This is a genomic window from Luteimonas sp. YGD11-2 (assembly GCF_004118975.1).
Classification (GTDB): Bacteria; Pseudomonadota; Gammaproteobacteria; order Xanthomonadales; family Xanthomonadaceae; genus Luteimonas; species Luteimonas muca.
On the sequence record NZ_CP035376.1, the window covers coordinates 862,258 to 884,851 of the forward strand.

Sequence of the window (22,594 nt, forward strand, 5' to 3'; positions counted from 1 at the left end):
AAACGATACGGTCAGGCTACGCGTGCGCGGGTCAGCGTGGCGTCACCACCTGCGCCATGACCGCGATGTAGTGGCACACGCTGCCCGCGATGCAGAACAGGTGCCAGATCGCGTGCGAGTAGGGGATCGATTCGCGATGGTAGAAGATTGTGCCCAGGGTATAGAACAGCCCGCCCGCGATCAGCCAGCCGAAAGTCCAGCCATCCAGCGCCGCGAGCACCGGCTTGATCGCCACGATCACCAGCCAGCCCATGGCCACGTAGATCAGCGTCGACAGGCGCTTGAAGCGGCCTGTGTAGAACAGCTTGAACACCACCCCGGCAAACGCCAGCGTCCAGATCGCCGTGAACAGGGTCCAGCCCAATGGTCCGCGCAGCCCGATCAGGGTGAATGGCGTGTAGGTACCGGCGATCAGCAGGTAGATCGCGCAGTGGTCGAACACCTTGAGCCGGCCCTTGAGCACCGGGTGGTGGAACGCGTGGTAGAGCGTGGAGGCGAGGTACAGCATCAGCAGGCTGACGCCGAAGACGATCGCGGCGCCGAGCTGCCAGGCGTCGCCGTACAGTGCGGCCAGGGTGATCAGCACCGCGCCGGCGGCAAGCGCGGCGGCGGCGCCGAGCCCATGGGTCAGCGCGCTGGCGAGTTCCTCGCGCTTCTGTCGCAGGCTCATGGTGGTGGTGCTCATTGCGGCCCCGGGGGAAAGGTCCGGGGCGCATTAGACCATACGCGTGCGTGCTGTCAGTGGGCAGCGCGAACGGATGGCAATGGAGCGAACGCGATTGCCGCGGGCCCGGTCAGGTGGTTCCGGCGGTATGCGCGTGCTCGCGGGTCGCGGCGAATCGCACGTCCGGCCAGCGTTCCTGCGCAAGCTGCAGGTTGACCCGCGTCGGGGCGAGGTAGACGAGTTCGCCGGCGGCATCGATGCCGAGGTTGGGCGCGTTCTTCTCGCGGAATTCCTCGAACTTCTTCGGGTTGTCGCAATGCACCCAGCGCGTGGTCACCACCCCGACCGGTTCGAAGATCGCATCGACGCCGTACTCGTCCTTGAGCCGGTACGCGGCGACGTCGAACTGCAGCACGCCGACCGCGCCGAGGATCAGGTCGTTGCTCATCAGCGGGCGGAAGAACTGGGTGGCGCCTTCCTCCGACAGCTGCGCCAGGCCCTTCTGCAACTGCTTGAGCTTGAGCGGGTCGCGCAGGCGCGCGCGGCGGAACAGTTCCGGGGCGAAGTTGGGGATGCCGGTGAATGCCAGCGTCTCGCCCTCGGTGAACGTGTCACCGATCGAGATCGTGCCGTGGTTGTGGATGCCGATGACGTCGCCGGGGTATGCCTCGGCGGCGATCTCGCGGTCCGAGGCCATGAAGGTCAGCGCGTTGGCGAGCTTCACTTCCTTGCCAGTACGCGGATGGAATGCCTTCATGCCCGCCTCGAAACGCCCGGAACACACGCGCATGAACGCCACCCGGTCACGGTGCTGCGGGTCCATGTTGGCCTGGATCTTGAACACGAACCCGGTGAGCTTTGGTTCCTGCGGGGCGACGTCGCGGGTGGTGGTCGAGCGGGTCTGCGGCGACGGCGCATGCTCGACGAAGAAGTCCAGCAGCGGTTGCACGCCGAAGTTGTTGACGCCGGACCCGAAGAACACCGGGGTCTGGCGTCCGGCGAGGTATTCGGCCTTGTCGAACGGATGGCTGGCGCCCTGCACCAGTTCGAGTTCCTCGCGCAGGTCGGCCAGCATCTTCTCGCCGATCTTCTCGACCAGGCCGGGTGCGTCCAGCGACGGGAAGATGGTGGAATCCTGGCGGGTGAAGTTGCGGCCGGGCTCGTACAGGTGGACCTCGCCAGTCAGCAGGTGGACCACGCCCTTCAGGCGCTGACCCATGCCGATCGGCCAGGTCACCGGCGCGCACTGGATGCCGAGCACGGTTTCCACTTCGTCCAGCAGTTCGATCGGGTCCTTGCCCTCGCGATCGAGCTTGTTGATGAAGGTCATGATCGGGGTGTCGCGCAGGCGGCACACCTCCATCAGCTTGATGGTGCGCTCCTCCACGCCCTTGGCGACGTCGATCACCATCAACGCCGAGTCCACCGCCGTGAGCACGCGGTAGGTGTCCTCGCCGAAGTCGGCGTGGCCGGGGGTGTCGAGCAGGTTGACGATCTTGCCTTCGTACGGGAACTGCATCACCGACGAGGTCACCGAGATGCCGCGCTCCTTCTCCAACGCCATCCAGTCGGAGGTGGCGTGGCGGGTGGTCTTGCGCGACTTGACCGAGCCGGCCATCTGGATCGCACCGCCGAACAGCAGCAGCTTCTCGGTGAGCGTGGTCTTGCCGGCGTCGGGATGCGAGATGATCGCGAACGTACGGCGGCGGGCGGATTCTGCGGAAACGTCAGGCATGCGGGAATGCACGCGCTGCGTGCGGCAGGGTCAGGGGGCTGGCGATTATACGCGGCGCCGGGCCACCTATAATCCGGGGCCCGCGCGGCGCGCGTCATGCAGTCAGGGCGATGGATCAGCCGCAACCTCGGGCGCACCTGCAGTTGTCGAAAACCGGAGGCCCGCCGTTCAACGGTTCGGTGGGATACGTCAACGACCGCGTCGCGCCGCTGTTGCGCGCGTGTGGCTGGCGGGTGCAGGCGTTCGTGCCGCCCCGCCCGCGGCTGCGCGCCGCGCAGGAATCCATGGTGCCGATGGGCCTGGCGCGTGCGCTGGCCGACCAGGCGTCGGGGCCCACGCCGCTGCTCGCCGTGCACGACGGCGCCGGGGTTTCCCTCCGCGGACCGTCCAGGCAATGGGCGTCGCACCATCTGGTGCTCTACCACGGGCTCGCATACGGCACCGGTGCATGGATCGGCAACGAGGCCATCGATGTCCATTGCGCGAATTCCCCCTATCTCGCACGTAGCTTGCGCGCGTTGTTCGCGACCCCGGACTGGCAGGGACGTCGGGTGCTCGACCCCGCCGGGTTCACGCGGGTGGTCGATGCCCCGATGCCGGTGCCGTGCGTGTCCACGCCGGCGGGCGAGCCGGGCTTCCCCATGGGGTCGGACGTGCCGTTGGCGGTGCGTCGCGCCGTGGATGCCGGTGTTGTCGTCGGGCATGCGCTGCAGCCCGGCAAGCAGGACCTGATGGCCACGGTCGGCATCCTGTACGCCCTCAACGACATCGCACGCAGGCGCGGTGGCACGCGGGTGATGCTGGCGATCTCCGAACAGTCGCTGCCGCCCGCGCACCAGGCCTCGATCGACGCGATGCTGGCCGGGTCGGGGCTGCGCTGCGCCGACCTGTTCCTGCCGGTGCCGCACCTGCACCAGCGCGCGGTGTTCGAACTGTTCGGCATTGCCCGGTTCGGGTTGGCCTACAACCTGTTCCCGGAGCCGTTCGGCTTCTACGTGCTGGAGTCGGTGCACGCCGGTTGCCCGGTCTACACCAATGGCGTCGGCAACAACCGCTTCCTGCTGCCCGACGGGCACGGCATCACGGTGATCGAGGATGCCGGAATGGCGGCCGATGCCAGCGGCCAGGTGTCGCCCGCGGCCTTTGTGCCGGTGGCCGAAGCCATCCTGGAGGGGCTTCGGGAACCGCAGGCGGTCAGCGCGGCATGCGCGCAGGCGCGGGCATTCATCGACGCCCACTGGTCACCGGCGGCGTTCGAGGCAGGCTTCATGACCGCCGTGGAACGCGCGCTGCAACCGCCGCCGCCGCCGGTGGACTTCGAAGCCCTGGAGGTGCAGATCGGGCCGCTGGTGCGCGGTATCGACCGGGCCTCCGGTGTGGTCCGGGGCGACTATGCCAACCGCATCCTCGACCACCGCGAGCTGGCGCTGGTGCAGGAGCTGGCCGGACGCCCGGCAGCGGCGCTCGATGCCGCCGACATGCAGCGGCTGGAAACCGAACACCGCCTGTTCGAGGAGGGCGTACTCGCCCTCGGCCTGCCGGAAGCTACGGCTGGAAGCGCAGGATCCCCTGCGGGCCGAACATCCGGAACGGGATCGATTCCAGCCTGAGCCCACGGTTGACCTGCACCACGAAATGCAGGTGCGGACCGCTGGACAGCCCGGTGTTGCCCGATCGACCGATAGGGGTGCCGCGGCGCACCCGCTCGCCCGGGCGCACCAGCACGCCGCCCGCGTCGAGGTGGGCGTACAGCGCCATGCTGCCGTCATCGTGCAGCACCCGCACGAAATTGGCGCGCGTCACGGCTTCGTGGTCGCCGGGCGCGGCGTCCTCGAAACCGGCCTCGGCATGCATGACGGTGCCGTCGCGCGCGGCCAGCACCACGGTGCCGACCGGGGCGGCGAAGTCCACCGCGTGGCGGTTCTGCGCATCGGAATGGCTGTAGCGGCCCCCCCAGCCCTGTTCGACACGCAGCGCTCGCGTGTCCAGCGGATAGGCGTACTCGACGTCGCGCGGGCGTGCACCCGGATGCCCGGGCACCGCGGTGAGCGACAGCTGCGCGGCGGCACCGTAGCCGGCGATCCGCGTCAGCAGGACTTCGGTGCGCGCCGGCACCGTGGCGCGCGCGGGCAGCGCCGGCATTGCCTGCGGCGCGGGGCCGGTTGCGCGCAGCAGCACCTCGATCGGCCCGTCCAGCAGGTTCTGCACCCAGGTCAGCGATTCGCCGTCGGCCTGTTCCATGCGCAGGCGCGCAATCGCCGCGGGTGCACTGTCGGCGGTACGTCGCGGGCTGCGGGCATCCGGTGCCGGCCGGTCGGCGTAGTGCGGCGTGCCGTCGGCATCGGTCCAGCGCCACACTTCGCCGGCGCTGGCGTCGGTCGCCGCGGCGAACAGCGCGGCCGCGGCAAGCAGCGCGAGGGCGGGGGAAGACATCGTCGACCTACTGCGCGCAGGCGGGATCGAGGTCGAGCGCGCGGATCACCTCGCCGAGGTCGAACGCCGCCAGTGCGCGGTCATCGTGCACCGCGTACAGCACGCCGGCGTGGAAGCGCGGGGTGGCCGCGGCGTGCAGTGCGATGCCGTCGGTGTTCGCCGTGACCTCGCCACGGAAGCTGCCGCGCGGCGCCAGGGTGGTGCGGTCGAACAGGTGGAAGCCGGTGTGCGGCATGGTCTGGTCCACCGCCAGCCAGTAGCCGGCATCGAGGCCGCAATCCCACAGCGCCACGCCCTCGGCCTCGCCGGAAAAGGTGCCGCCGGGCAGGCTGCGGCCGGTGTAGTCACCATCGAAGCCGTACTCGTGCAGTGTCGAGCCCTGGCGGGTGTCCTCGTCGGCGATCAGCAGCCGCTGCTGCGCCGGATCGCCGGCGATCGACTCCACCATGTGCAGCACGCCATCCCCATGGGTGGCGCCGAATGCGCCGAGATGCGTCGTGCGCACGCCGTCGGCGTCGGCCTCGATGCGGTAGCGGCGCACGCGCTGGTCGAGTTCTTCCGCGGGTGGAACCGTGCGGTGGTCCGCGCCATGCATGAAGCTGTCGGTGACGAAGCCCTCCAGCACGCCGGGCGCGATTTCATGCACCCAGATGCCGTAGGGGCTACGCAACTCGTCCTCGCCGAAGCTTGCGAGATGGGTGAGCCGGGGCAGCTGCAGGACCTGCACGCGCGGCGCGTCGCGTTCGGTCACCAGCACCAGGTCACCGAAAACCGCGATGCCATTCGGGCGCTCGAACTGGCCGGGCCCGCGTCCGCGGCCGCCGGATTCGCCAGCGTGCGCTCCGGTGTCGCCGTCGAAGATCACCAGCCGGTGCGAGGACTTGCCGGTGGCGATGACCTTCGTGGCGCCATCCGCATCCACCCAGGTGGCCAGGGAGTCGAGCTCGTCCGCGGGGCGCGGCGTCGCCACGAACGCTTCGCGGACCACCACCGCTGCCGACGGCGCCACCTGGGGCCGCCCGGCTGATCCCCGCGCGTCGTGCTGCAGGCTTGCGCAGCCGGCGATGCAAAGCGGCAGGACGACGAGGAATGCGACGCGGGACGGAATCATCCGCCGATTATGGCGGAGACGCCCATGCGGGCGATGCCCTGCATGCGGCGGTGGGCGTTCGCCACGAAGCGCCCCACCGCCGGACTCGACGCTCAGCACTCGATGACATTGACCGCGAGGCCGCCGCGCGAGGTTTCCTTGTACTTGTCGTGCATGTCGCGGCCGGTGTCGCGCATGGTCCTGATGACCTTGTCGAGGCTGACCTTGTGCTTGCCATCGCCGCGCTTGGCCATGCGCACGGCATTGATCGCCTTGACCGCGCCCATCGCGTTGCGCTCGATGCACGGGATCTGCACCAAGCCGCCGATCGGGTCGCAGGTCAGCCCGAGGTTGTGTTCCATGCCGATCTCGGCGGCGTTCTCGATCTGGCTGGAGCTTGCGCCCAGCGCCGCCGCCAGCCCGGCTGCCGCCATCGAGCAGGCCACGCCGACCTCGCCCTGGCAGCCGACTTCGGCGCCGGAGATCGACGCGTTCTCCTTGTAGAGGATGCCGATCGCCGCGGCGGTGAGCAGGAAATCGAACACCCCCTGTTCGTTGGCATTCGGACAGAAGCGGTCGTAGTAATGCAGCACCGCCGGGATGATGCCGGCCGCGCCATTGGTCGGTGCGGTCACCACGCGGCCGCCGGCGGCGTTTTCCTCGTTGACCGCCAGCGCGTAGAGATTCACCCAGTCCAGCGTGGTGAGTGGATCGCGCATCGCCGCTTCCGGCTGGCTCGACAGCTCGCGGTACAGCGCCGGTGCGCGGCGCGACACGTGCAGGCCACCGGGCAGCACGCCGTCCTGGCCGATGCCGCGCGCAACGCAGTCCTGCATCGCCCGCCACAGGCTGCGCAGGCCGTCCTCGATCTCCGCCTGGCTGCGCCAGCACAGCTCGTTCTCCATCATCAGCCGCGCGATCGACAGCCCGGTCTCGCGGCTGCGTGCAAGCAGTTCGTCGCCGCTGGAGAACGGGTGCGGGACCGCGGTCTCGTCGGCCACGATGCGGTCTTCCGCCGCCTCGTCCTGGTTGACCACGAAGCCGCCGCCGACCGAGTAGTAGTCGCGGGTGGCGATCAGCTGGTCGGCGCCGTCGAAGGCCGAGAAGCGCATGCCATTGGTGTGGAACGGCAGCTTCTGGCGCTTGTTCATCACCAGGTCGCGCTTCTCGTCGAACTCGATCGCGTGCAGGCCCTGCAGGAGGATGCGCCGCTCGCCGCGGATGCGTTCGAGCGCCGCCGGGATGACGTCGGGGTCGATGCGGTCGGGCCAGTGGCCCTCCAGGCCCATCAGCACGGCCTTGTCGGTGCCATGCCCGCGACCGGTGAGCGCCAGCGAGCCGAACACCTCGGCGCGCACCCGCGCCACCTGGTCCAGGCGCCCCGGCTCCACCAGCCACTTCTCGACGAAGCGTGCGGCGGCGCGCATCGGCCCGACGGTATGGGAGGAACTCGGCCCGATGCCGATCTTGTAGAGGTCGAACGTGCTGACGGCCATGGGCGCTATTCTACGCGGCCCTTGTTGAACCCCGCCGTCCGGGCCGCGCAACGCCATGTCCCAGCCAACGCCTGCGCTGCAGCTGTTCCAGCGCGACCACTGTCCGTTGTGCGACCAGGCGCTGGACGTGCTGGCGCAGGCCCGTGTCCCGGACTTCGAGACCGTGTGGATCGACGATGACGAGGCGCTGGAGGCCCGTTACGGCATCCGCGTGCCGGTGCTGCGATCAGCCGATGGCCGTGAACTCGACTGGCCGTTCGACGTGGCGGCCGTGGTGGCGTTCATCGGATCCCCGTCGGGGCCCTGATCCCGCGATAGGCAGCCGGTCAACCGGCTGGCGCGGGCGAATCCAACGGGCCTTCCGGCGCGGTCTCGTCGCTGAAGCGCGCCGTGCGCGAGGCGAAGGCTTCCGCCTCGATGCGCAGTTCGACGCTGTCGCCGATCATCGCGGGCCACGCGTCGATGCCGAAGTCGGCACGGCTGAGGGTGGCGGTGGCGGAGAACCCGGCGGTGCGCCGGAACGGCGGCATCGGGTGGCGCTTGAGCGCGTTCATGCGTACCTGCAGGGCCAGTGGCCGGGTCACGCCGCGCAGGGTCAGCTGCCCGTGCACGATGGCCTCGTCCCCGGCGACCGGCTCCACGCGGGTGGAGATGAAGTGCGCTTCCGGGGTACGCGTGGCATCCAGCAGGTTGGCCGCGGCCACCGCCCGGTTCCAGGCCGTATCGCCGAAATCGAGCCGCTGCAGTGGCACCCGCGCCTCCAGGCGCGCCTGGCGCCAGTCGGTGGGATCGAACGCAAGCACGCCGGTGCTGCCCGAGGCCGTGCCGATGGCCTTCGAATAGCCGGCGTGGTCGACCGCCACCATCACCCGCGTGTGCACCGGATCGAGCGCGAAGCGCTCGGCGGCCGCGGCCATGGGGGAGAGCAGGGCCAGCAGGAAAACGAGCGGAGCCAGGCGCAGGGGCATCGCGGCAGTCTACGGCGGGCGGCCACGCCGTATGTGCAGGCGCCGCGACCAATAGCTTGATCGCCGTCACATCGCGCCTTGCACGGGCAGACGGGCATTGCGACGATGGCCGTCCGCCGGGGAGGCGGAGCAGGGGAAACATCCGATATGCGCACGGCGCTGTTGACGGTGCTGCTGTGGCTGGGCACCTGTGCCCTGGCCGCCGCCGCGCTGCCGGAAACGCCGCGTTTCCGCCCGGTCGGCGCGCAGGAAGGGTTGCCGTCCAGCGACATCATGGGCATCGCCCGCGACCGCGCGGGTTTCGTCTGGATCGCCACCGGCGACGGCCTGGCGCGCTACGACGGCATGCAGATGAAGGTATGGCGGCATGATCCCGGCCGCGCCGGGTCGCTGGGCGACAACTTCATCCAGGCCGTACACGTCGATGCGCGCGACCGGGTCTGGGTCGCCACCGAGAAGGGCGGCCTTGCACGCTATGTCCGCGATGGCGACCGCTTCGAACCGCTCGACGACGGCGGCCTGATCAGCGATCCCAACATCCTGTCGCTGACCGATCGTGATGGCGAACTGTGGTTCGGGGCGATGGACGGTGCGCTCTACCGCTGGTCGGACAGCGCCGGGCTGACGCGCTTCGCACCCGACGACGATGCGCCCGATGGCCTGACCTCGCAGCCGATCCTGGACCTGGACGTCGATCCGCAGGGCCGGGTGTGGGCGGCGACCTTCGGCGGGGTCGTCGTGGCCGACGGCAATGGCGCGCGCCGTGTCGCGCTGCCGGGCGCGGTGCCCTATCCGCGCGTGTACACCGCGCGCTGGATGGGCGAGGCGCTGTGGGTCGGCACCGCGGAGGGCACCTTCGTGATGGACGCCGATGGCAGCTGGAGCCGACCGGCCTGGAGTTCGATGTTCGAGGCGCCCAACGCCGCGGTGAGCTTCGCCCGCGATGACGACGGCGCGCTGTGGATCGGCTCGCAACGGCGGCTGTGGCGGGTACCGGCGAACGGCGTGCCACGGCCGGTGGAGACCGGTGCGCCGGTGCAGGACCGCGGGATCATGCAGATCCTGCGCCAGGACGATGGCGCGGTGTGGGTACCGCTGCCCGGCATCGGCCTTGGGTATCTGCGCTCCGACTGGCGCCAGGTGGCGCAGTTCGATACCCGCGACGGCCTGCTGCCCACGCTGTACACGGCGCTGGCGCCGGCGCACGACGGTGGCATCTGGCTGGGCAGTGCTGCCGGTGTGCAGTGGCTGTCGGCGGCCGGCGAGGTGGAGGCGTTCGAGGAGCCACTCGACAGTCAGCTGCGCATGCACCGGGTGGCGGCACTGGCCGAGACCGCCAGTGGCGTGCTCTGGATCGGCGTGCGCCCCGGGCTGCTGCGGGTGGGCGCGCAGGGGTCCGTCGATTTCTGGGGCCCCGACAGCCCGCAGGATGCCGCGACCGGGCGCATCACCGACCAGGTCCAGATTGCGCCGGATGGCACGTTGTGGACCGCGGCGCGGCAGGGCGGCCTGCAGCAGCGGGATGCCGACTCCGGGCGGGTGCTGCGCGAAATCCCGGCCGACGACCGTGGTGACCACGAGGCCATGGGGTTCGATGCCGAGGGCCGGCTGTGGACCGCGGGCGATTACGGCCTTGCGGTGTTCGACCCGGAGAGCGGCCGCCTCGAGCCGCGGATCGCCACCGGCGGGCGCACGGTCGTCGCGTTCGCGTTCGACGGTGCCGACACCCTGTGGCTGCAGAGCATCGAGGGCCTCGACCGCTACCGCCGCATCGACGGTCGCTGGACCTTCGACGACCGCGTCGATGCGGGTCGCGGCATGCCGCCCCTGTCGGCGTCCGCGCTGCGCATCGACGCACGCGGGCGGGTATGGGTATCGACCACGCGCGGCCTGTACCGCTGGGATCCCGCGGCGGGGCGCATGCGCCATCTGGGTGTCGGCCTGGGCTTCCGCAACCAGGAGTTCGTCTACCGCGCGCTGGCGCTGACCACCGATGGCGTGCTCGCCGGCGCCACCGGCGATGCCGGCGTGGTGCTGATCGACACCAGTGCCGACGCCGATCCGCCCGTGGTGCCGGCGCTGGAACTCGACAGCTTCGCGGTACGCGAGGATGGCGAATGGCGCGAGCGGCCCGGGCATGGTGCCGCGGTGCTGGCACCGGGACGCAGCGAACTGCGCATCAGCGCGCGACTGCTGGCGTTCGACGACCCCCAGAACAACCGCTACTGGTCGAAGTTGGAGGGGGTCGACCGCGACTGGCAGGAGCAGGGTGCATCCGGCGACCGCGTGCTGGTAGGGCTCGCGCCCGCCCGCTACACGCTGCATCTGCGCGCGGCCGATGCGCACGGCTCGGTGGCCGAACGCAGCGTCGAAGTGCTGGTGCAGCCGCCCTGGTGGCGCACCCCCGTGGCACTGGTGGCGTGGGTGCTGCTGGCGCTGGCGCTGGTGGCGGCGCTGGCTGCCGGCTACCGCGCGCGCCTGCGCCGGCGCCACGCATGGCAGCTGGCCGAGCGCGAGCGCGCACTGGCCGAGCAGGCCTCGGTGGCCAAGAGCCGCTTCCTGGCAACGCTCGGCCACGAGGTGCGTACGCCGATGACCGGCGTACTGGGCATGAGCGAGCTGCTGCTCGATTCCCCGCTGCAGCCTCAGCAGCGCCGTTACGCGCAATCGATCCGCCATGCCGGCGAGCACCTGATGCGCCTGCTCAACGACGCGCTGGATCTTGCCCGCATCGAGGCAGGTCGCCTGGAGCTGGACCCGCGGCCGTTCGACCCGCGCGCGCTGCTGCAGGATGTCGCCGGATTGATGGCGCCGCTGGCGGGGCAGCGTGGCCTCGGGTTCGTGGAGGAAGTCGACCCGGCGCTGCCGCGCTGGCTGGTGGGCGACGCGATGCGGGTGCGGCAGATCCTGCTCAACCTGCTCGGCAACGCCATCAAGTTCACCGAGCGCGGCCATGTCGGGCTCGCGGTGGCGTACACGGATGGCGACGTGCGCTTCGAGATCCGCGACACCGGCCCCGGCCTCAATGATGCGCAGCGCGACCGCCTGTTCCGCCGCTTCGAGCAGGCCGACGGCGCGCGCACGGCCGCGCGCTACGGCGGCAGCGGGCTGGGCCTGGCGATCTGCCAGGAGCTGGCGGCGGAAATGCGCGGGCGCATCACCGTCGACAGCACGCCCGGCGAGGGCACCTGTTTCCGCGTGTGGCTGCCGCTGCCGGCTGCGACCGCCGGACCCGAGGAGGTCGCGGTGCCTGCGGAGGCGTCCGCGGCGCCAGCCGGGCTCGATGTGCTGCTGGTGGAGGACGACCCCACCGTGGCGGAGGTGATTGCCGGCCTGCTGCGCGCACAGGGACATGCGGTGGTGCATGCCGGGCACGGGCTGGCGGCGCTGGTCGCCTTGCGCGCGCAGCCGATGGACGTGGCGCTCGTTGATCTCGACCTGCCCGGCATCGATGGCATCGCGGTGGCCGGGCAGTTGCGCGCGCAGTCGCCGGGCATCGCGCTGGTGGCCATCACCGCGCGCGCCGATGCCGATGCGGAGCCTGCGGCACGGGCCGCCGGCGTCGACGGCTTCCTCCGCAAGCCGCTGACAGGCAGGATGCTCGCCGATGCGCTGCGCGAAGCCTGCGCGCGCCGCCTGGAGGATCCGCTCGAATGAGCCTGTTGTACGCCCCGGCGCGCTGGTTGCGCCGGTCGGCGGTGGTGCTGGTCCTGGCGCTGCTGTCGGCAGTGGCCGCGGCCAGCCCGCATCCGGAGAACCTGCGCCTGCGCCAGATCGGCGTGGCCGAAGGCCTGCCGTCGAACCGCGTCAACGCGCTGCTGCAGGATCCGGCCGGCTATCTGTGGATCGGCACCGGCGACGGCCTGGCGCGCTACGACGGCACTGCCATGCAGGTGCTGCGGATGGAGGACGGCCTGCCGGCGAACTTCATCTGGTCGCTGGCCTGGCGCGCGGACGGCACCCTGTGGATCGGCACCCGTCACAACGGCCTGGTGGTGCACGACCCGGTGCGTGGCGACATGCGTCGTATCGACCGCAGCACGCTGCCGGGCCTGGGCGGCAACGACATCTGGGCGCTCGATACCCATGAGCCCGACGCGGTGTGGATCGGCACCGCCGATGCCGGCCTGCACCGTCTGCGTGATGACGGCAGCATCGAGCGCTGGATGCCCGAGCCCGGCAACCCGCGCAGCCTCCCGCACGCCGGCGTGGTGCGCCTGGAACGCGACCCGCAGGGCCGGCTCTGGGTGGCGACGCTGGGTGGGCTGGCGCGCTGGACCGGCGACGGCTTCGAGCGCGTCGACGGCGTTCTTCCCACCAGCATCCGCTTCGACCGCGACGGCGTGCTGTGGGTGGGTGCCGCCGAGGGCGCGCACGTGCTCGATCCCGACGGGGCGCTGCGCCCCGCGCCGGTCGCGGCGCCCGACCCGCGGCTGCGCCCGATCCAGCTGCTGGTGCAGGACCAGCGCGGCGCGCACTGGGTGGACGTGGCGGCCGGGCTGGGCCATGTCGACCACGGTGAATCACACGAGGTGCCGCTGTACAGCCCGCTGGCGCAGGACCGGGTGCGGCCACAGTGGACGATGGGCATCGAGGACCGCGAGGGCGGCATCTGGCTGGCCAGCCACACCCATGGGCTGTGGTACCACCCGGCCGGATGGAGCCTGTTCTCCGCGCGCACCCTGCGGCCCGGGCAGCCGGGCGGCATCCACAACTCGCACGTGCGCGGCATCGCGGCATCCTCCGACGGCCCGATCTGGCTGGTCGGCAGCGGCGGTGCGCTGGAGTCGCTGGACCTGCGCAGCGGCCGCCTGCGCAAGCACCTGCACGACGTGGCGGACGGCCGCCTGCTGGACTGCGTGCACGAGGACCGCCATGGCCAGGTGTGGATCGGTTCGCGCCGCGGACTGGCGCGCTACACGCCGTCCACCGGCGCGCTGCAGCGCTGGGCCGATGCCGACGGCCTGGCCGGCGAGTCGGGCTCGGTGGTGCGTTTCGCCGAGAGCGCGCAGGGGCTGTGGATGCTGTTCGATAACGGCGTGATCCAGCTGCGCGACCGCGACGGCCACACCCTGGACATCCACCAGCCCGGTGGCGGCGGGCTGGAGTCGGGAGAGAACGTCTACGACCTGGCGATCGGCCCCGACGGCGCGCCATGGCTGGCCACCGCGCGCGCGTTGCGGCATCTGCGGGACGGCCAGTGGCGACAGGTCGACGGCGCCCCGGTCGGCGGCTGGACCGCGCTGCGCTGGGATGCCCGGGCCGGCCAGGTGCTGGCCGCGGGGGCCGGCAACGTCGCCGTCTTCGACTGGCGCGACGGCCGCCTGCAGCCGCACGCGCGCGTCGGCACTGCCGAGGGTCTGCCGCAGGTGGCCTTCAGCGGCGTGGTGCGCGATCCCGGCGGGGTGCTGTGGCTGTCGAGTTCGCGCGGGCTGTGGCGGGTGGATCCGGGCACCGCGGCAGTGCGCGCCTACGGCATCGACGACGGCCTGCCGAGCCAGGATTTCCCCACGCCACTGTTTGCCGACCCGCACAGCGGCCGGGTACTCGCGGGTTCGCCCGACGGGCTGGTGGACTTCGATCCGCTGCAGGTGGTGCCGGCCACCGACGAGCCGCGCGTGCTGGTCGAGGAGATCGGCCTGCGCGGGCAGGCGCCGATCCAGCGGATGTCGCACGCACCGTTCATGATCGGCCACGACGACCGCGAACTGCAGGTGCGGGTGCGGCTGATGTCGTTCCGCAACCCGGGCGCGCACCGCTATGCGTTCCGCCTCGATGGCGAGGACGCCGGCTGGGTGGAGAGCGCCACCGGCGAGCGCGCGTTCTCGCAGCTTGCGCCCGGCAGCTACACGCTGTGGGTGCGCTCGCGCAACGAGGAGGGCGTGTGGTCGACACCGCAGGCGCTGCGTTTCGAGGTCACCCCGCCGTGGTGGCGCACGCTGGCCGCGCAACTGCTGTTTTCCGCGCTTGCGCTGGCCGCGGTGTGGTGGATCGCGTGGAGCTACCGCCGCCGCCTGCGCCGCCGCCATGCCTGGCAGCTCGCCGAGCACAAGCGCGAAGTGGCCGAACAGGCCTCGCTGGCCAAGACCCATTTCCTGGCCACCCTCGGCCACGAGGTGCGCACGCCGATGACCGGCGTGCTCGGCATGAGCGAGCTGCTGCTGGGCACGCCGCTCGACGAGCGCCAGCAGCGCTATGCCGAATCGATCCGCGATGCCGGCGAACACCTGCTGCGGCTGGTCAACGATGCGCTCGATCTCGCGCGCATCGAGGCGGGCAAGCTCAAGCTCGACATGCGTCCGTTCGACCTGCGGGCGCTGCTCGACGAGACGCTGTCGCTGATGGCCCCGGTGGCGCACCAGCGTGGGCTCGAGTTCCGCGAACGCATCGCCGGGGACCTGCCCGCCTGGGTCTCGGGCGACGTGGTGCGGGTGCGCCAGATCCTGCTCAACCTGCTGGCCAACGCGATCAAGTTCACCGAGCACGGCCATGTGGAACTGAGCGCGGAACCGGCCGGCGAGGGGCAGGTGCGCTTCGTCGTCGGCGACAGTGGCCCCGGGCTCAACCGCGAGCAGCGCGAGCGCCTGTTCCGGCGCTTCGAGCAGGCCGAGGGCGCGCGCACGTCCGCGCGCTATGGCGGCAGCGGCCTCGGGCTTGCGATCTGCCAGGAGCTGGCCGCGGAAATGGGCGGGCGCATCGATGTCGACAGTGCGCCCGGCCAGGGCACGCGTTTCGCGGTGGAGCTGCCGCTGCCGGAGGTGCGCCCGCCGTCGGCGGAGGCGTCCGTGGACCCGGCGCCGCGCCCGCCCGGCACGCTGTTCCTGCTGCTGGTGGAGGACGACCCGACGGTGGCCGAGGTCATCAGCGGGCTGCTGCAGGCGCAGGGCCATCGGGTGATGCATGTCGCGCACGGGCTGGCGGCGCTGGTGTCGCTGGCGACGGCCGAGGTCGATGCCGCGCTGCTCGACCTCGACCTGCCCGGCATCGACGGGCTGGCGCTGGCACGGCAGATGCGCGCGCAGGGCTTCGGGCGGCCGCTGATCGCGATCACCGCACGCGCCGACGCCGACGCCGAACCGCTGGCGATGCAGGCGGGCTTCGACGGCTTCCTGCGCAAGCCGCTGACCGGCGGCATCCTCGCCGATGCACTGGCGAAGTGGGTGCAGCCGCCGGCGCCGGTCGACGATGCACACGGCCGGCCGCCGGCCGACGAGAGCCACTAACGCGACCGCGTGCACGCGGGCTTGGCACCGCGTGCACGCCGGACATGCCCGAATGCGCCCATGAGCGCATTCAGCGGCGACCTGGTCGTCCTCACGCCGGAAGGCCTGTACTGCCCGCCGGGTGATTTCCATATCGATCCCTGGCGGCCGGTGCCGCGCGCGGTGATCACCCACGGCCATGGCGACCATGCGCGGGCCGGCATGGGCGAATACCACTGCAGCACCGGCTCGCTGCCGATCCTGCGCTGGCGCTTGGGCGAGCAGTGCTACCACGTGCATGCGCATGGCGAGCCGTTCGTGATCGGCGACGCGCGGGTGTCGCTGCATCCCGCCGGGCACGTGCTGGGTTCGGTGCAGGTGCGCATCGAGGCCCGGGGCGAGGTCTGGGTGGCCTCGGGCGACTACAAGCGCCAGCCCGACCCCACCTGCGCCCCGTTCGAGGTCGTGCCCTGCGACGTCTTCATCACCGAGGCGACCTTCGGCCTGCCGGTGTACCGCTGGCCGCACACCCCCGACGTGGCCGCCGATATCGTCGACTGGCGCAGGCGCTGCGAGGCGCGTGGCGAGGCGGCGGTGCTGTTCTGCTACGCGCTGGGCAAGGCGCAGCGCGTGCTGGCCGAGATCGCTGCGCATGAGGACCGCCCGGTGCTGCTGCACGGGGCGATCGCCACCGGCGTGCAGGTGTATCGCGATGCCGGCGTCGCGCTGCCGGACACCCGCGCCGTGGCCGAGGAGGAGAAAGGCCGCGATTTCGCCGGCGAGCTGGTGCTGGCACCCCCGTCGGCCGCCGGCAGTGCGTGGATGCGCCGTTTCCGCCGCGCGCAGACCGGGTTCGCGTCGGGGTGGATGCGCATCCGCGGCAACCGCCGCCGCCGCAACGTCGACCGTGGTTTCGTGGTCTCCGACCACGCCGACTGGCCGGACCTCGTGCGCACCGTGCGCGAGACCGGCGCGCGGCGGGTGATCGCGACCCATGGCGATACCCACGCCATCGTGCGCGCGCTGTGCGAGGAGGGCATCGAGGCCGAGGCCTTCCGCACCGGGTACGGCGATGAGGACTGAGCGCCGCTGCAGCGTGCAGGCACGGAGGGCCGGCACATGAAACGCTTCGCCGCGCTCTACACCGAGCTCGACCGCAGCACCGCGACGCTCGACAAGCGCGCGGCGCTGGTGGCGTACTTCCGCGAGGCACCGCCGCGCGATGCCGCGTGGGCGCTGTACCTGTTGAGCGGCGGCAAGGTGGCAGGGCCGAAGCGGCGCATCGCCGGCACCCGCGAGCTGCGCGAATGGATCGTGGCCGAATCCGGGCTGCCGGACTGGCTGGTCGACGCCAGCTACGACCAGGTCGGTGATCTCGCCGAGACCCTGGCACTGCTGATGGACGAGCCGGCCGAACCCGGCGACGACATCGGCCTGGCGGACTGGATCGAAGAGCGCCTGCTGCCGGTCGCCAACCGCGAGCCGGAGACGCGCCGTGCGGTGGTCACCGGCGCATGGCGCTCGCTGTGCTTCGACGAGCGCCTGGCGTTCAACAAGCTGCTGACCGGTGCACTGCGGGTCGGGGTGTCGCAGCGGCTGGTGCAGCAGGCGCTCGCCGGGATGAGCGGCATCGACATCGCGCTGATCGCCCAGCGCATGCTCGGCAACTGGGCGCCGACGCCGGCGTTCATGCGCGACCTGCTGTCGCCCGACGCGCTGCCCGCCGACCGCCAGCAACCGTACCCGTTCTTTCTGGCGTCGCCGCTGGAAAGCACGCTGCGTGCCGCGCCCGGCGACGAGGCCGGCATGGCGGAGGAGCCGGCGCCGGAGGCGCTGTCGCTGGCCGGTGATCCGGACGCGGTCGCCCGCGCGCTGGGTCCGATCGACGACTGGTTGCTGGAATGGAAGTGGGACGGCATCCGCCTGCAGCTGATCCATCGCGACGACGACGCCGCGCTGTGGTCGCGCGGCGAGGAGCGCCTGGATGGCCGCTTCCCGGAGATCGAAGCGGCGGCGGCAACGCTGCCGCGCCACTGCGTGATCGATGGCGAACTGCTGGCCTGGGGCGATGCCGACGTGCCGATGCCGTTCACCGTGCTGCAAAAGCGCATCCAGCGGCTGAAGCCCGGCGCGAAGACGCTGGCCGATGCGCCTGTGCGGGTACGCGCCTACGACCTGCTCGAACTCGATGGCGAGGACCTGCGCGAGCGGCCGCTGCGCGAACGCCGTGCCCTGCTGGAAGTGCTGCTGGCATCGCATGGCGATCCGCGCATCACCGTCTCGCCGCGGGCCGAGGTGCGCGACTGGGTCGAAGCCGCGGCGCTGCGCGAAGGCGCGCGCGAGCGCGGCGTCGAGGGGCTGATGCTCAAGCGGCTGGAGTCGCCATACCAGGCCGGGCGGCGTCGCGGCGACTGGTGGAAATGGAAGATCGATCCGCTGACCGTGGATGCGGTGCTGCTGTACGCGCAGTCCGGCCACGGCCGCCGCAGCACGCTGTACACCGACTACACCTTCGGGCTGTGGGATGGCGAGGTGCTGGTGCCGGTGGCCAAGGCGTATTCCGGGCTCGACGACCGCGAGATCCTGCAGCTCGACCGCTGGATCCGCGCCAATACGCTGGAACGCTTCGGCCCGGTGCGCTCGGTGACCGCCCACCATGTCTTCGAGCTGGGCTTCGAGGCGGTCAACCGCAGCAGCCGCCACAAGTCCGGGATCGCGGTGCGCTTCCCGCGCATCCTGCGCTGGCGCCACGACAAGCCGGTGGCCGAGGCCGACCGCCTCGAGACCCTGAAGGCGCTGGCGCGGTGAGCCGCGCACGCGTGGCCGGGCGCCGCGAGGCGCAGGCACGGCTGTCGGCATGGTTCACCGCACAGGGCTGGAAGCCGGCAGCGTTCCAGCGCGAGGTCTGGCGGCGTTACCTCGCCGGCGAGTCCGGCCTGCTGCACACGCCCACCGGCAGCGGCAAGACCCTGGCCGCGTTCGGCGGGCCGTTGCTGGAAGCGCTGGCCGCCTTGCCTTCGTCTGCTTCCGTCGAGGCCGGCGCGGATGGTGATGGCGCCGATGCCGCGCACCCTGCCGGAACGGGTGCCGGGCATGCGGGCGCCGCTGCCGCGTCGAGGGGTGGCGATGGTCGCGGCCAGGGCCGCCTCCGGAGTGCGCTTGGAGCGCGCGTGCCGTCGGTTGCGGGCGGCGCCCGCAAGCGCGTCTCCGGGCCGGTTCGCACCCGTGCACCTGCAGCCGCAAAGCGCACGCCGCATCTGCAGGTGCTGTGGATCACGCCGCTGCGCGCGCTCGCCGCCGATACCCTGCGCGCGCTGCGGGTGGCGACGGAGGCCGTCGGCCTCGACTGGCAACTCGGCCTGCGCACCGGCGATGCCTCCGCGCGCGACCGGCGGCTTGCACGTGCCGGCAGGCTCGACCTGCTGGTGATCACCCCGGAATCGCTGTCGCTGCTGCTGAGCTATCCCGACACCGCGCCACAGCTGGCACGCCTGCGCTGCGTGATCGTCGACGAATGGCACGAGCTGCTGGGCAACAAGCGCGGCGTGCTGCTGCAGCTGGCGCTGGCGCGGTTGCGCGTGCTGAACCCCGCGCTGCGCACCTGGGGGCTGTCGGCCACGCTCGGCAACCTGCCGGAAGCGCGCGACGTGCTGCTGCCGCATGCGCCGGAGGCCGCACTCGTGAGCGGTGCGCGCCCGCGCGGTTTCGAGCTCGAGACGTTGATGCCGGCCGCCGACGAACGCTTCGCCTGGGCCGGCCACCTCGGCCTCGCGCAGCTGCCGCGCGTACTCGACACCCTGATGGCCGAGCGCACCAGCCTGCTGTTCGCCAACACCCGCTCGCAGGCCGAGCTCTGGCATCGCGCGCTGGCTTCGGTCTGGCCGGAGGCACCGGAAACGCTGGCCCTGCACCACGGCTCGCTGGACCCGGCATTGCGTGCCGCGGCCGAGCAGGGGCTGCGTGAGGGCCGCATCCGCTGCGTGGTGGCGACTTCCAGCCTCGATCTGGGCGTCGATTTCCCCGCGGTCGACCAGGTGCTGCAGATCGGCAGCCCGAAGGGCATCGCGCGGCTGCTGCAGCGCGCCGGGCGTGCGCGGCATCGGCCCGGCGAGAGCGGGCGCGTGGTCTGCGTGCCCACCCACGCGCTGGAGCTGGTGGAATACGCCGCGGCACGCGAGGCGGTTGCACGCGGCGCGATCGAGGCGCGGCCACCGCCGCGGCTGAGCCTGGACGTGCTCGCCCAGCACTGCGTCACCCTGGCACTCGGCGGCGGTTTCGATGCCGATGCGTTGTATGACGAAGTGCGCACCACGCATGCCTTCGCCGCACTCAGCCCGCCGATGTGGCAGGCGGTGCTCGAATTCATCGTGCAGGGCGGGCGCGCGCTGTCGAACTACCCGGATTTCCAGCGCGTGGTGCGCGGCGAGGACGGCCTGTACCGGGTCGAGGACCGGCGTATCGCGCTGCGCCACCGGCTGTCGATCGGCACCATCGCCAGCGACGGCGCGGTGGTGGTGCGCTTCCTGCGCGGCGGCGCGCTGGGGTCCGTCGAGGAGAGCTTCGTCGGCCGCCTGCGCCGTGGCGACCGCTTCCACTTCGCCGGCCGCTTGCTGGAACTGGTCAGGCTCGAGGACATGACCGCCTACGTGCGCAACGCATCGGGCGTGGGCGACGGCACGGTGCCGCGCTGGCTCGGCGGCAAGATGCCGTTGTCGAGCGAACTCGGCCGCGAGGTGGAGCGCGCCTTCACGGGCGCAGTGGCCGCGCCCGAGCTGGATGCGATCGCCGGCCTGCTGCAGCTGCAGGCGCGGCTGTCCGCTTTGCCCGGCCCCGATCGTTTGCTGGTGGAGTGGATACGCGCGCGTGGCGGTCGCTATCTCTTCGTGTATCCGTTCGCCGGGCGGCAGGTGCACGAAGGGCTCGCGGCGCTGCTGGCACTGCGATGGGGCAGGATGGCACCGGACAGTTTCGCCTTCTCGGTCAACGACTACGGCTTCGTGCTGTCGGCCGCGCGTGCCGAAGGCGTGGACGAGGCGCAGCTGCGCACGCTGCTCGATCCGGTGGCACTGGAGGACGACCTGCGCGAAAGCCTCAACCTCGGCGAACTCGCGCGTCGGCAGTTCCGCGAGATCGCACGCGTCGCCGGGCTGCTGCCGCCGTCATTGCCGGGGCGCGCGCCACGTTCGATGCGCCAGCTGCAGGCCTCGAGCGGCCTGCTGTTCGATGTGCTGCAGCGCTTCGACCCCGACCACATGCTGCTGGACCAGGCCGAGCGCGAGGTGTTCTCCGCGCAGCTGGAAGTGCGGCGCCTGCGCGAGACCCTGGACGACTGCGCAGGGCGCGACATCGTGCTGCGCACGCCGCGCTCGTTCACCCCGCTCTCTTTTCCGCTGTGGGCTGAAGCCGTGCGCGGTCGCCTGAGCACCGAGGACTGGCGTACCCGCGTGCAGCGTGCCGCCACGCAGCTGGAGCGCCGCCATGGCGGATGAGCGCGAGGTCCTCGTCGCCGGCGAGCCGGTGCAGCTGCATGCCGAGCGCGCGCTGTACTGGCCGCGCACCCGCACCCTGGTGATCGCCGACCTGCACCTGGGCAAGGCCGACCACTTCCGCCGTGCCGGCATCGCCTTGCCGGTCGGCGGCACCTCGCACGACCTCGAACGCCTCGATGCGCTGCTCGAACTGACCGGCGCCGAGCGCCTGCTGGTGCTGGGCGACCTGCTGCACGGGGAGGTCCCCGAAGCCCCGTGGCTCGCCCGCTGGTATGCGTTCCGCAACCGCTGGGCGACGCTGCAGGTGGACGTGGTGGCCGGCAACCACGACCGCGTGCTGCGCCGGCACCCGGAGCGCGCCGCTTCGATGGGCCTTGCGCTGCATGCGCCGTACCTGCACGAGCCGCCGTTCCTGTTCGTGCATGCCGCCGAGGACGCGCCGGCCGGTGGCGAGGGCTACGTGCTGGCCGGGCACCTGCACCCGGTGCTGCGCCTGCCGGGGCTGCCGCGGCTGCCGGTGTTCCGCTTCGCCGAGATCGGCATCCTGCCGGCGTTCACCACGTTCGCCGGCGGCATGCCATTCGATCCGGCACGCGATGAGCGCGTGTTCGTGTGCGCGCCCGGTGCACTGGTGGAGATGCCGGTGATGGCCTGAGCGCGGCGGCTGTCGCCTAGGGCCGACGTGGCCGCAGGCTCACCATCGCGATGCCACCGAGGATCATCGCCGAGGCCAGCAGCAGGCGTGCATCCAGCGATTCGCCCAGCAACAGGATGCCCGCGAGCGCCGCCGCCGGCGGTACCCCGAGTTGCACGCCGGCCGCACGCGCCGCGCCCAGTGATGGCAGCACCGCATACCACAGCGCGTAACCGAGCCCGGAGGTGACCGCGCCCGACAGCACCGCCAGTGCCACGCCGGCCGCGTCGGCGTGCACGCGGTCGGCGGACACCAGCAGCAGCGCCAGCCCGAGCGGCAGCGCACGCAGGAAATTGCCCGCGGTATCGGCCAGCGGATCGCGGCTGCCGCGGCCGCGCAGCGAATAACAGCCCCAGGCGACGCCGGCGGTGAGCATCAGCGCCGCACCCCACGGCGAGGGCGCGGACAGGCCGGGCATCAGCATCGCCACCAGGCCGACGACCGCCAGCCCGAAGCCGGCCCACTGGGCGATCGACAGCCGCTCGCCGGCCCATAGCGCGGCAGCGACCATCGTCGCCTGCACCGCGGCGAACAGCAGCAGGGTGCCGGTGGACACCGGCACGTACATGAAGGCGTAGGAGAACGCCGCGGCATACGCGAACAGCGCCAGTGCCGGGTCCCAGCTGCCGCCGGCCCGCGCTGCGGCGCCGGCGCGCCTGCGCACCAGCAACCACAACACCAGTGCGCCGGACCCCAGCCGGATCGCGGTGAAGCCGGCCGGGTCGATATGCGCGTCCTGCAGCGCCCAGCGGCACAGCAGCGAATTGCCGGCGAAGGCCGCCAGCACCGCCGTGGTCAGCACCACCAGGCGCAGCGGCGTCAT

The 22,594-nt window shown here is 71.7% G+C and carries 15 protein-coding genes; 8 read left to right on the forward strand and 7 right to left on the reverse strand.

Annotated features, from left to right (window positions below; translation table 11 throughout):
• Positions 1-31: 31 nt before the first annotated feature.
• The gene (locus tag ERL55_RS03900; RefSeq protein ID WP_129135265.1) at positions 32-685 is read right to left on the reverse strand and encodes a hemolysin III family protein; all 654 of its coding nucleotides are present in this window, start codon (positions 683-685) and stop codon (positions 32-34) included.
• A gap of 109 nt (positions 686-794) precedes the next feature.
• On the reverse strand, positions 795-2,399 hold the full coding sequence (locus tag ERL55_RS03905) for a peptide chain release factor 3 (RefSeq protein ID WP_129135266.1): 1,605 nt from the start codon (positions 2,397-2,399) through the stop codon (positions 795-797).
• A 143-nt stretch (positions 2,400-2,542) separates the two neighbouring features.
• On the opposite strand from ERL55_RS03905, the gene ERL55_RS03910 reads away from it, so the two are divergent.
• Positions 2,543-4,009, forward strand: a complete 1,467-nt coding sequence (locus ERL55_RS03910) for a hypothetical protein (protein WP_206733362.1) — start codon at positions 2,543-2,545, stop codon at positions 4,007-4,009.
• Here ERL55_RS03910 and ERL55_RS03915 read toward each other — a convergent pair.
• The 3 genes from ERL55_RS03915 to ERL55_RS03925 form a co-directional block, all read right to left on the reverse strand.
• Positions 3,945-4,832, reverse strand: coding sequence for a peptidoglycan DD-metalloendopeptidase family protein (locus ERL55_RS03915; protein WP_129135268.1), 888 nt, complete (start codon positions 4,830-4,832; stop codon positions 3,945-3,947). The genes ERL55_RS03910 and ERL55_RS03915 overlap by 65 nt on opposite strands.
• Before the next feature lie 7 nt (positions 4,833-4,839).
• Complete coding sequence (locus tag ERL55_RS03920; protein ID WP_129135269.1) at positions 4,840-5,943, reverse strand: phytase; 1,104 nt, start codon at positions 5,941-5,943, stop codon at positions 4,840-4,842.
• 92 nt (positions 5,944-6,035) lie between these two features.
• The gene (locus ERL55_RS03925) at positions 6,036-7,418 is read right to left on the reverse strand and encodes an L-serine ammonia-lyase (RefSeq protein WP_129135270.1); all 1,383 of its coding nucleotides are present in this window, start codon (positions 7,416-7,418) and stop codon (positions 6,036-6,038) included.
• A 55-nt stretch (positions 7,419-7,473) separates the two neighbouring features.
• Between ERL55_RS03925 and ERL55_RS03930 the strand changes: the two genes are divergently transcribed.
• Complete coding sequence (locus tag ERL55_RS03930) at positions 7,474-7,725, forward strand: glutaredoxin family protein (protein WP_129135271.1); 252 nt, start codon at positions 7,474-7,476, stop codon at positions 7,723-7,725.
• A 19-nt stretch (positions 7,726-7,744) separates the two neighbouring features.
• On the opposite strand, the gene ERL55_RS03935 is transcribed toward ERL55_RS03930, so the two are convergent.
• On the reverse strand, positions 7,745-8,386 hold the full coding sequence (locus ERL55_RS03935; protein WP_129135272.1) for a YceI family protein: 642 nt from the start codon (positions 8,384-8,386) through the stop codon (positions 7,745-7,747).
• A 147-nt stretch (positions 8,387-8,533) separates the two neighbouring features.
• On the opposite strand from ERL55_RS03935, the gene ERL55_RS03940 reads away from it, so the two are divergent.
• From ERL55_RS03940 to pdeM, 6 genes are read left to right on the forward strand one after another with little or no spacing between them, the layout of a single operon-like run.
• Positions 8,534-12,043 carry an ATP-binding protein gene (locus ERL55_RS03940; protein ID WP_164972111.1) on the forward strand — a complete coding sequence of 1,170 codons (3,510 nt, stop codon included), beginning with the start codon at positions 8,534-8,536 and terminating at the stop codon, positions 12,041-12,043.
• Positions 12,040-15,609 (forward strand): ATP-binding protein, encoded by a 3,570-nt coding sequence (locus ERL55_RS03945; RefSeq protein WP_129135274.1) that lies wholly within the window; start codon positions 12,040-12,042, stop codon positions 15,607-15,609. The genes ERL55_RS03940 and ERL55_RS03945 overlap by 4 nt, the downstream gene beginning before the upstream one ends.
• Before the next feature lie 60 nt (positions 15,610-15,669).
• Positions 15,670-16,671, forward strand: a complete 1,002-nt coding sequence (locus ERL55_RS03950) for a ligase-associated DNA damage response exonuclease (protein ID WP_129135275.1) — start codon at positions 15,670-15,672, stop codon at positions 16,669-16,671.
• A 36-nt stretch (positions 16,672-16,707) separates the two neighbouring features.
• Entirely contained in the window at positions 16,708-18,396 is a 1,689-nt protein-coding gene (locus ERL55_RS03955) for an ATP-dependent DNA ligase (protein ID WP_129135276.1), read from the forward strand.
• Between the two features lie 11 nt (positions 18,397-18,407).
• On the forward strand, positions 18,408-21,077 hold the full coding sequence (locus ERL55_RS03960) for a ligase-associated DNA damage response DEXH box helicase (protein ID WP_256386145.1): 2,670 nt from the start codon (positions 18,408-18,410) through the stop codon (positions 21,075-21,077).
• Positions 21,067-21,732, forward strand: coding sequence for a ligase-associated DNA damage response endonuclease PdeM (gene pdeM, locus ERL55_RS03965; RefSeq protein ID WP_129135277.1), 666 nt, complete (start codon positions 21,067-21,069; stop codon positions 21,730-21,732). The genes ERL55_RS03960 and pdeM overlap by 11 nt, the downstream gene beginning before the upstream one ends.
• Before the next feature lie 16 nt (positions 21,733-21,748).
• Here pdeM and ERL55_RS03970 read toward each other — a convergent pair whose 3' ends face one another.
• Positions 21,749-22,594, reverse strand: coding sequence for a DMT family transporter (locus ERL55_RS03970; RefSeq protein ID WP_129135278.1), 846 nt, complete (start codon positions 22,592-22,594; stop codon positions 21,749-21,751).

What these genes read in the sequence shown, in the direction of transcription:
- pdeM (WP_129135277.1), top strand. Translation starts at nt 21,067, where the DNA reads ATGGCGGATGAGCGCGAGGTCCTCGTCGCCGGCGAGCCGGTGCAGCTG.
- ERL55_RS03950 (WP_129135275.1), top strand. Translation starts at nt 15,670, where the DNA reads ATGAGCGCATTCAGCGGCGACCTGGTCGTCCTCACGCCGGAAGGCCTG.
- ERL55_RS03935 (WP_129135272.1), bottom strand. Translation starts at nt 8,386, where the DNA reads ATGCCCCTGCGCCTGGCTCCGCTCGTTTTCCTGCTGGCCCTGCTCTCC.
- ERL55_RS03925 (WP_129135270.1), bottom strand. Translation starts at nt 7,418, where the DNA reads ATGGCCGTCAGCACGTTCGACCTCTACAAGATCGGCATCGGGCCGAGT.
- ERL55_RS03930 (WP_129135271.1), top strand. Translation starts at nt 7,474, where the DNA reads ATGTCCCAGCCAACGCCTGCGCTGCAGCTGTTCCAGCGCGACCACTGT.
- ERL55_RS03905 (WP_129135266.1), bottom strand. Translation starts at nt 2,399, where the DNA reads ATGCCTGACGTTTCCGCAGAATCCGCCCGCCGCCGTACGTTCGCGATC.
- ERL55_RS03970 (WP_129135278.1), bottom strand. Translation starts at nt 22,594, where the DNA reads ATGACGCCGCTGCGCCTGGTGGTGCTGACCACGGCGGTGCTGGCGGCC.
- ERL55_RS03955 (WP_129135276.1), top strand. Translation starts at nt 16,708, where the DNA reads ATGAAACGCTTCGCCGCGCTCTACACCGAGCTCGACCGCAGCACCGCG.
- ERL55_RS03940 (WP_164972111.1), top strand. Translation starts at nt 8,534, where the DNA reads ATGCGCACGGCGCTGTTGACGGTGCTGCTGTGGCTGGGCACCTGTGCC.
- ERL55_RS03945 (WP_129135274.1), top strand. Translation starts at nt 12,040, where the DNA reads ATGAGCCTGTTGTACGCCCCGGCGCGCTGGTTGCGCCGGTCGGCGGTG.
- ERL55_RS03900 (WP_129135265.1), bottom strand. Translation starts at nt 685, where the DNA reads ATGAGCACCACCACCATGAGCCTGCGACAGAAGCGCGAGGAACTCGCC.
- ERL55_RS03915 (WP_129135268.1), bottom strand. Translation starts at nt 4,832, where the DNA reads ATGTCTTCCCCCGCCCTCGCGCTGCTTGCCGCGGCCGCGCTGTTCGCC.
- ERL55_RS03920 (WP_129135269.1), bottom strand. Translation starts at nt 5,943, where the DNA reads ATGATTCCGTCCCGCGTCGCATTCCTCGTCGTCCTGCCGCTTTGCATC.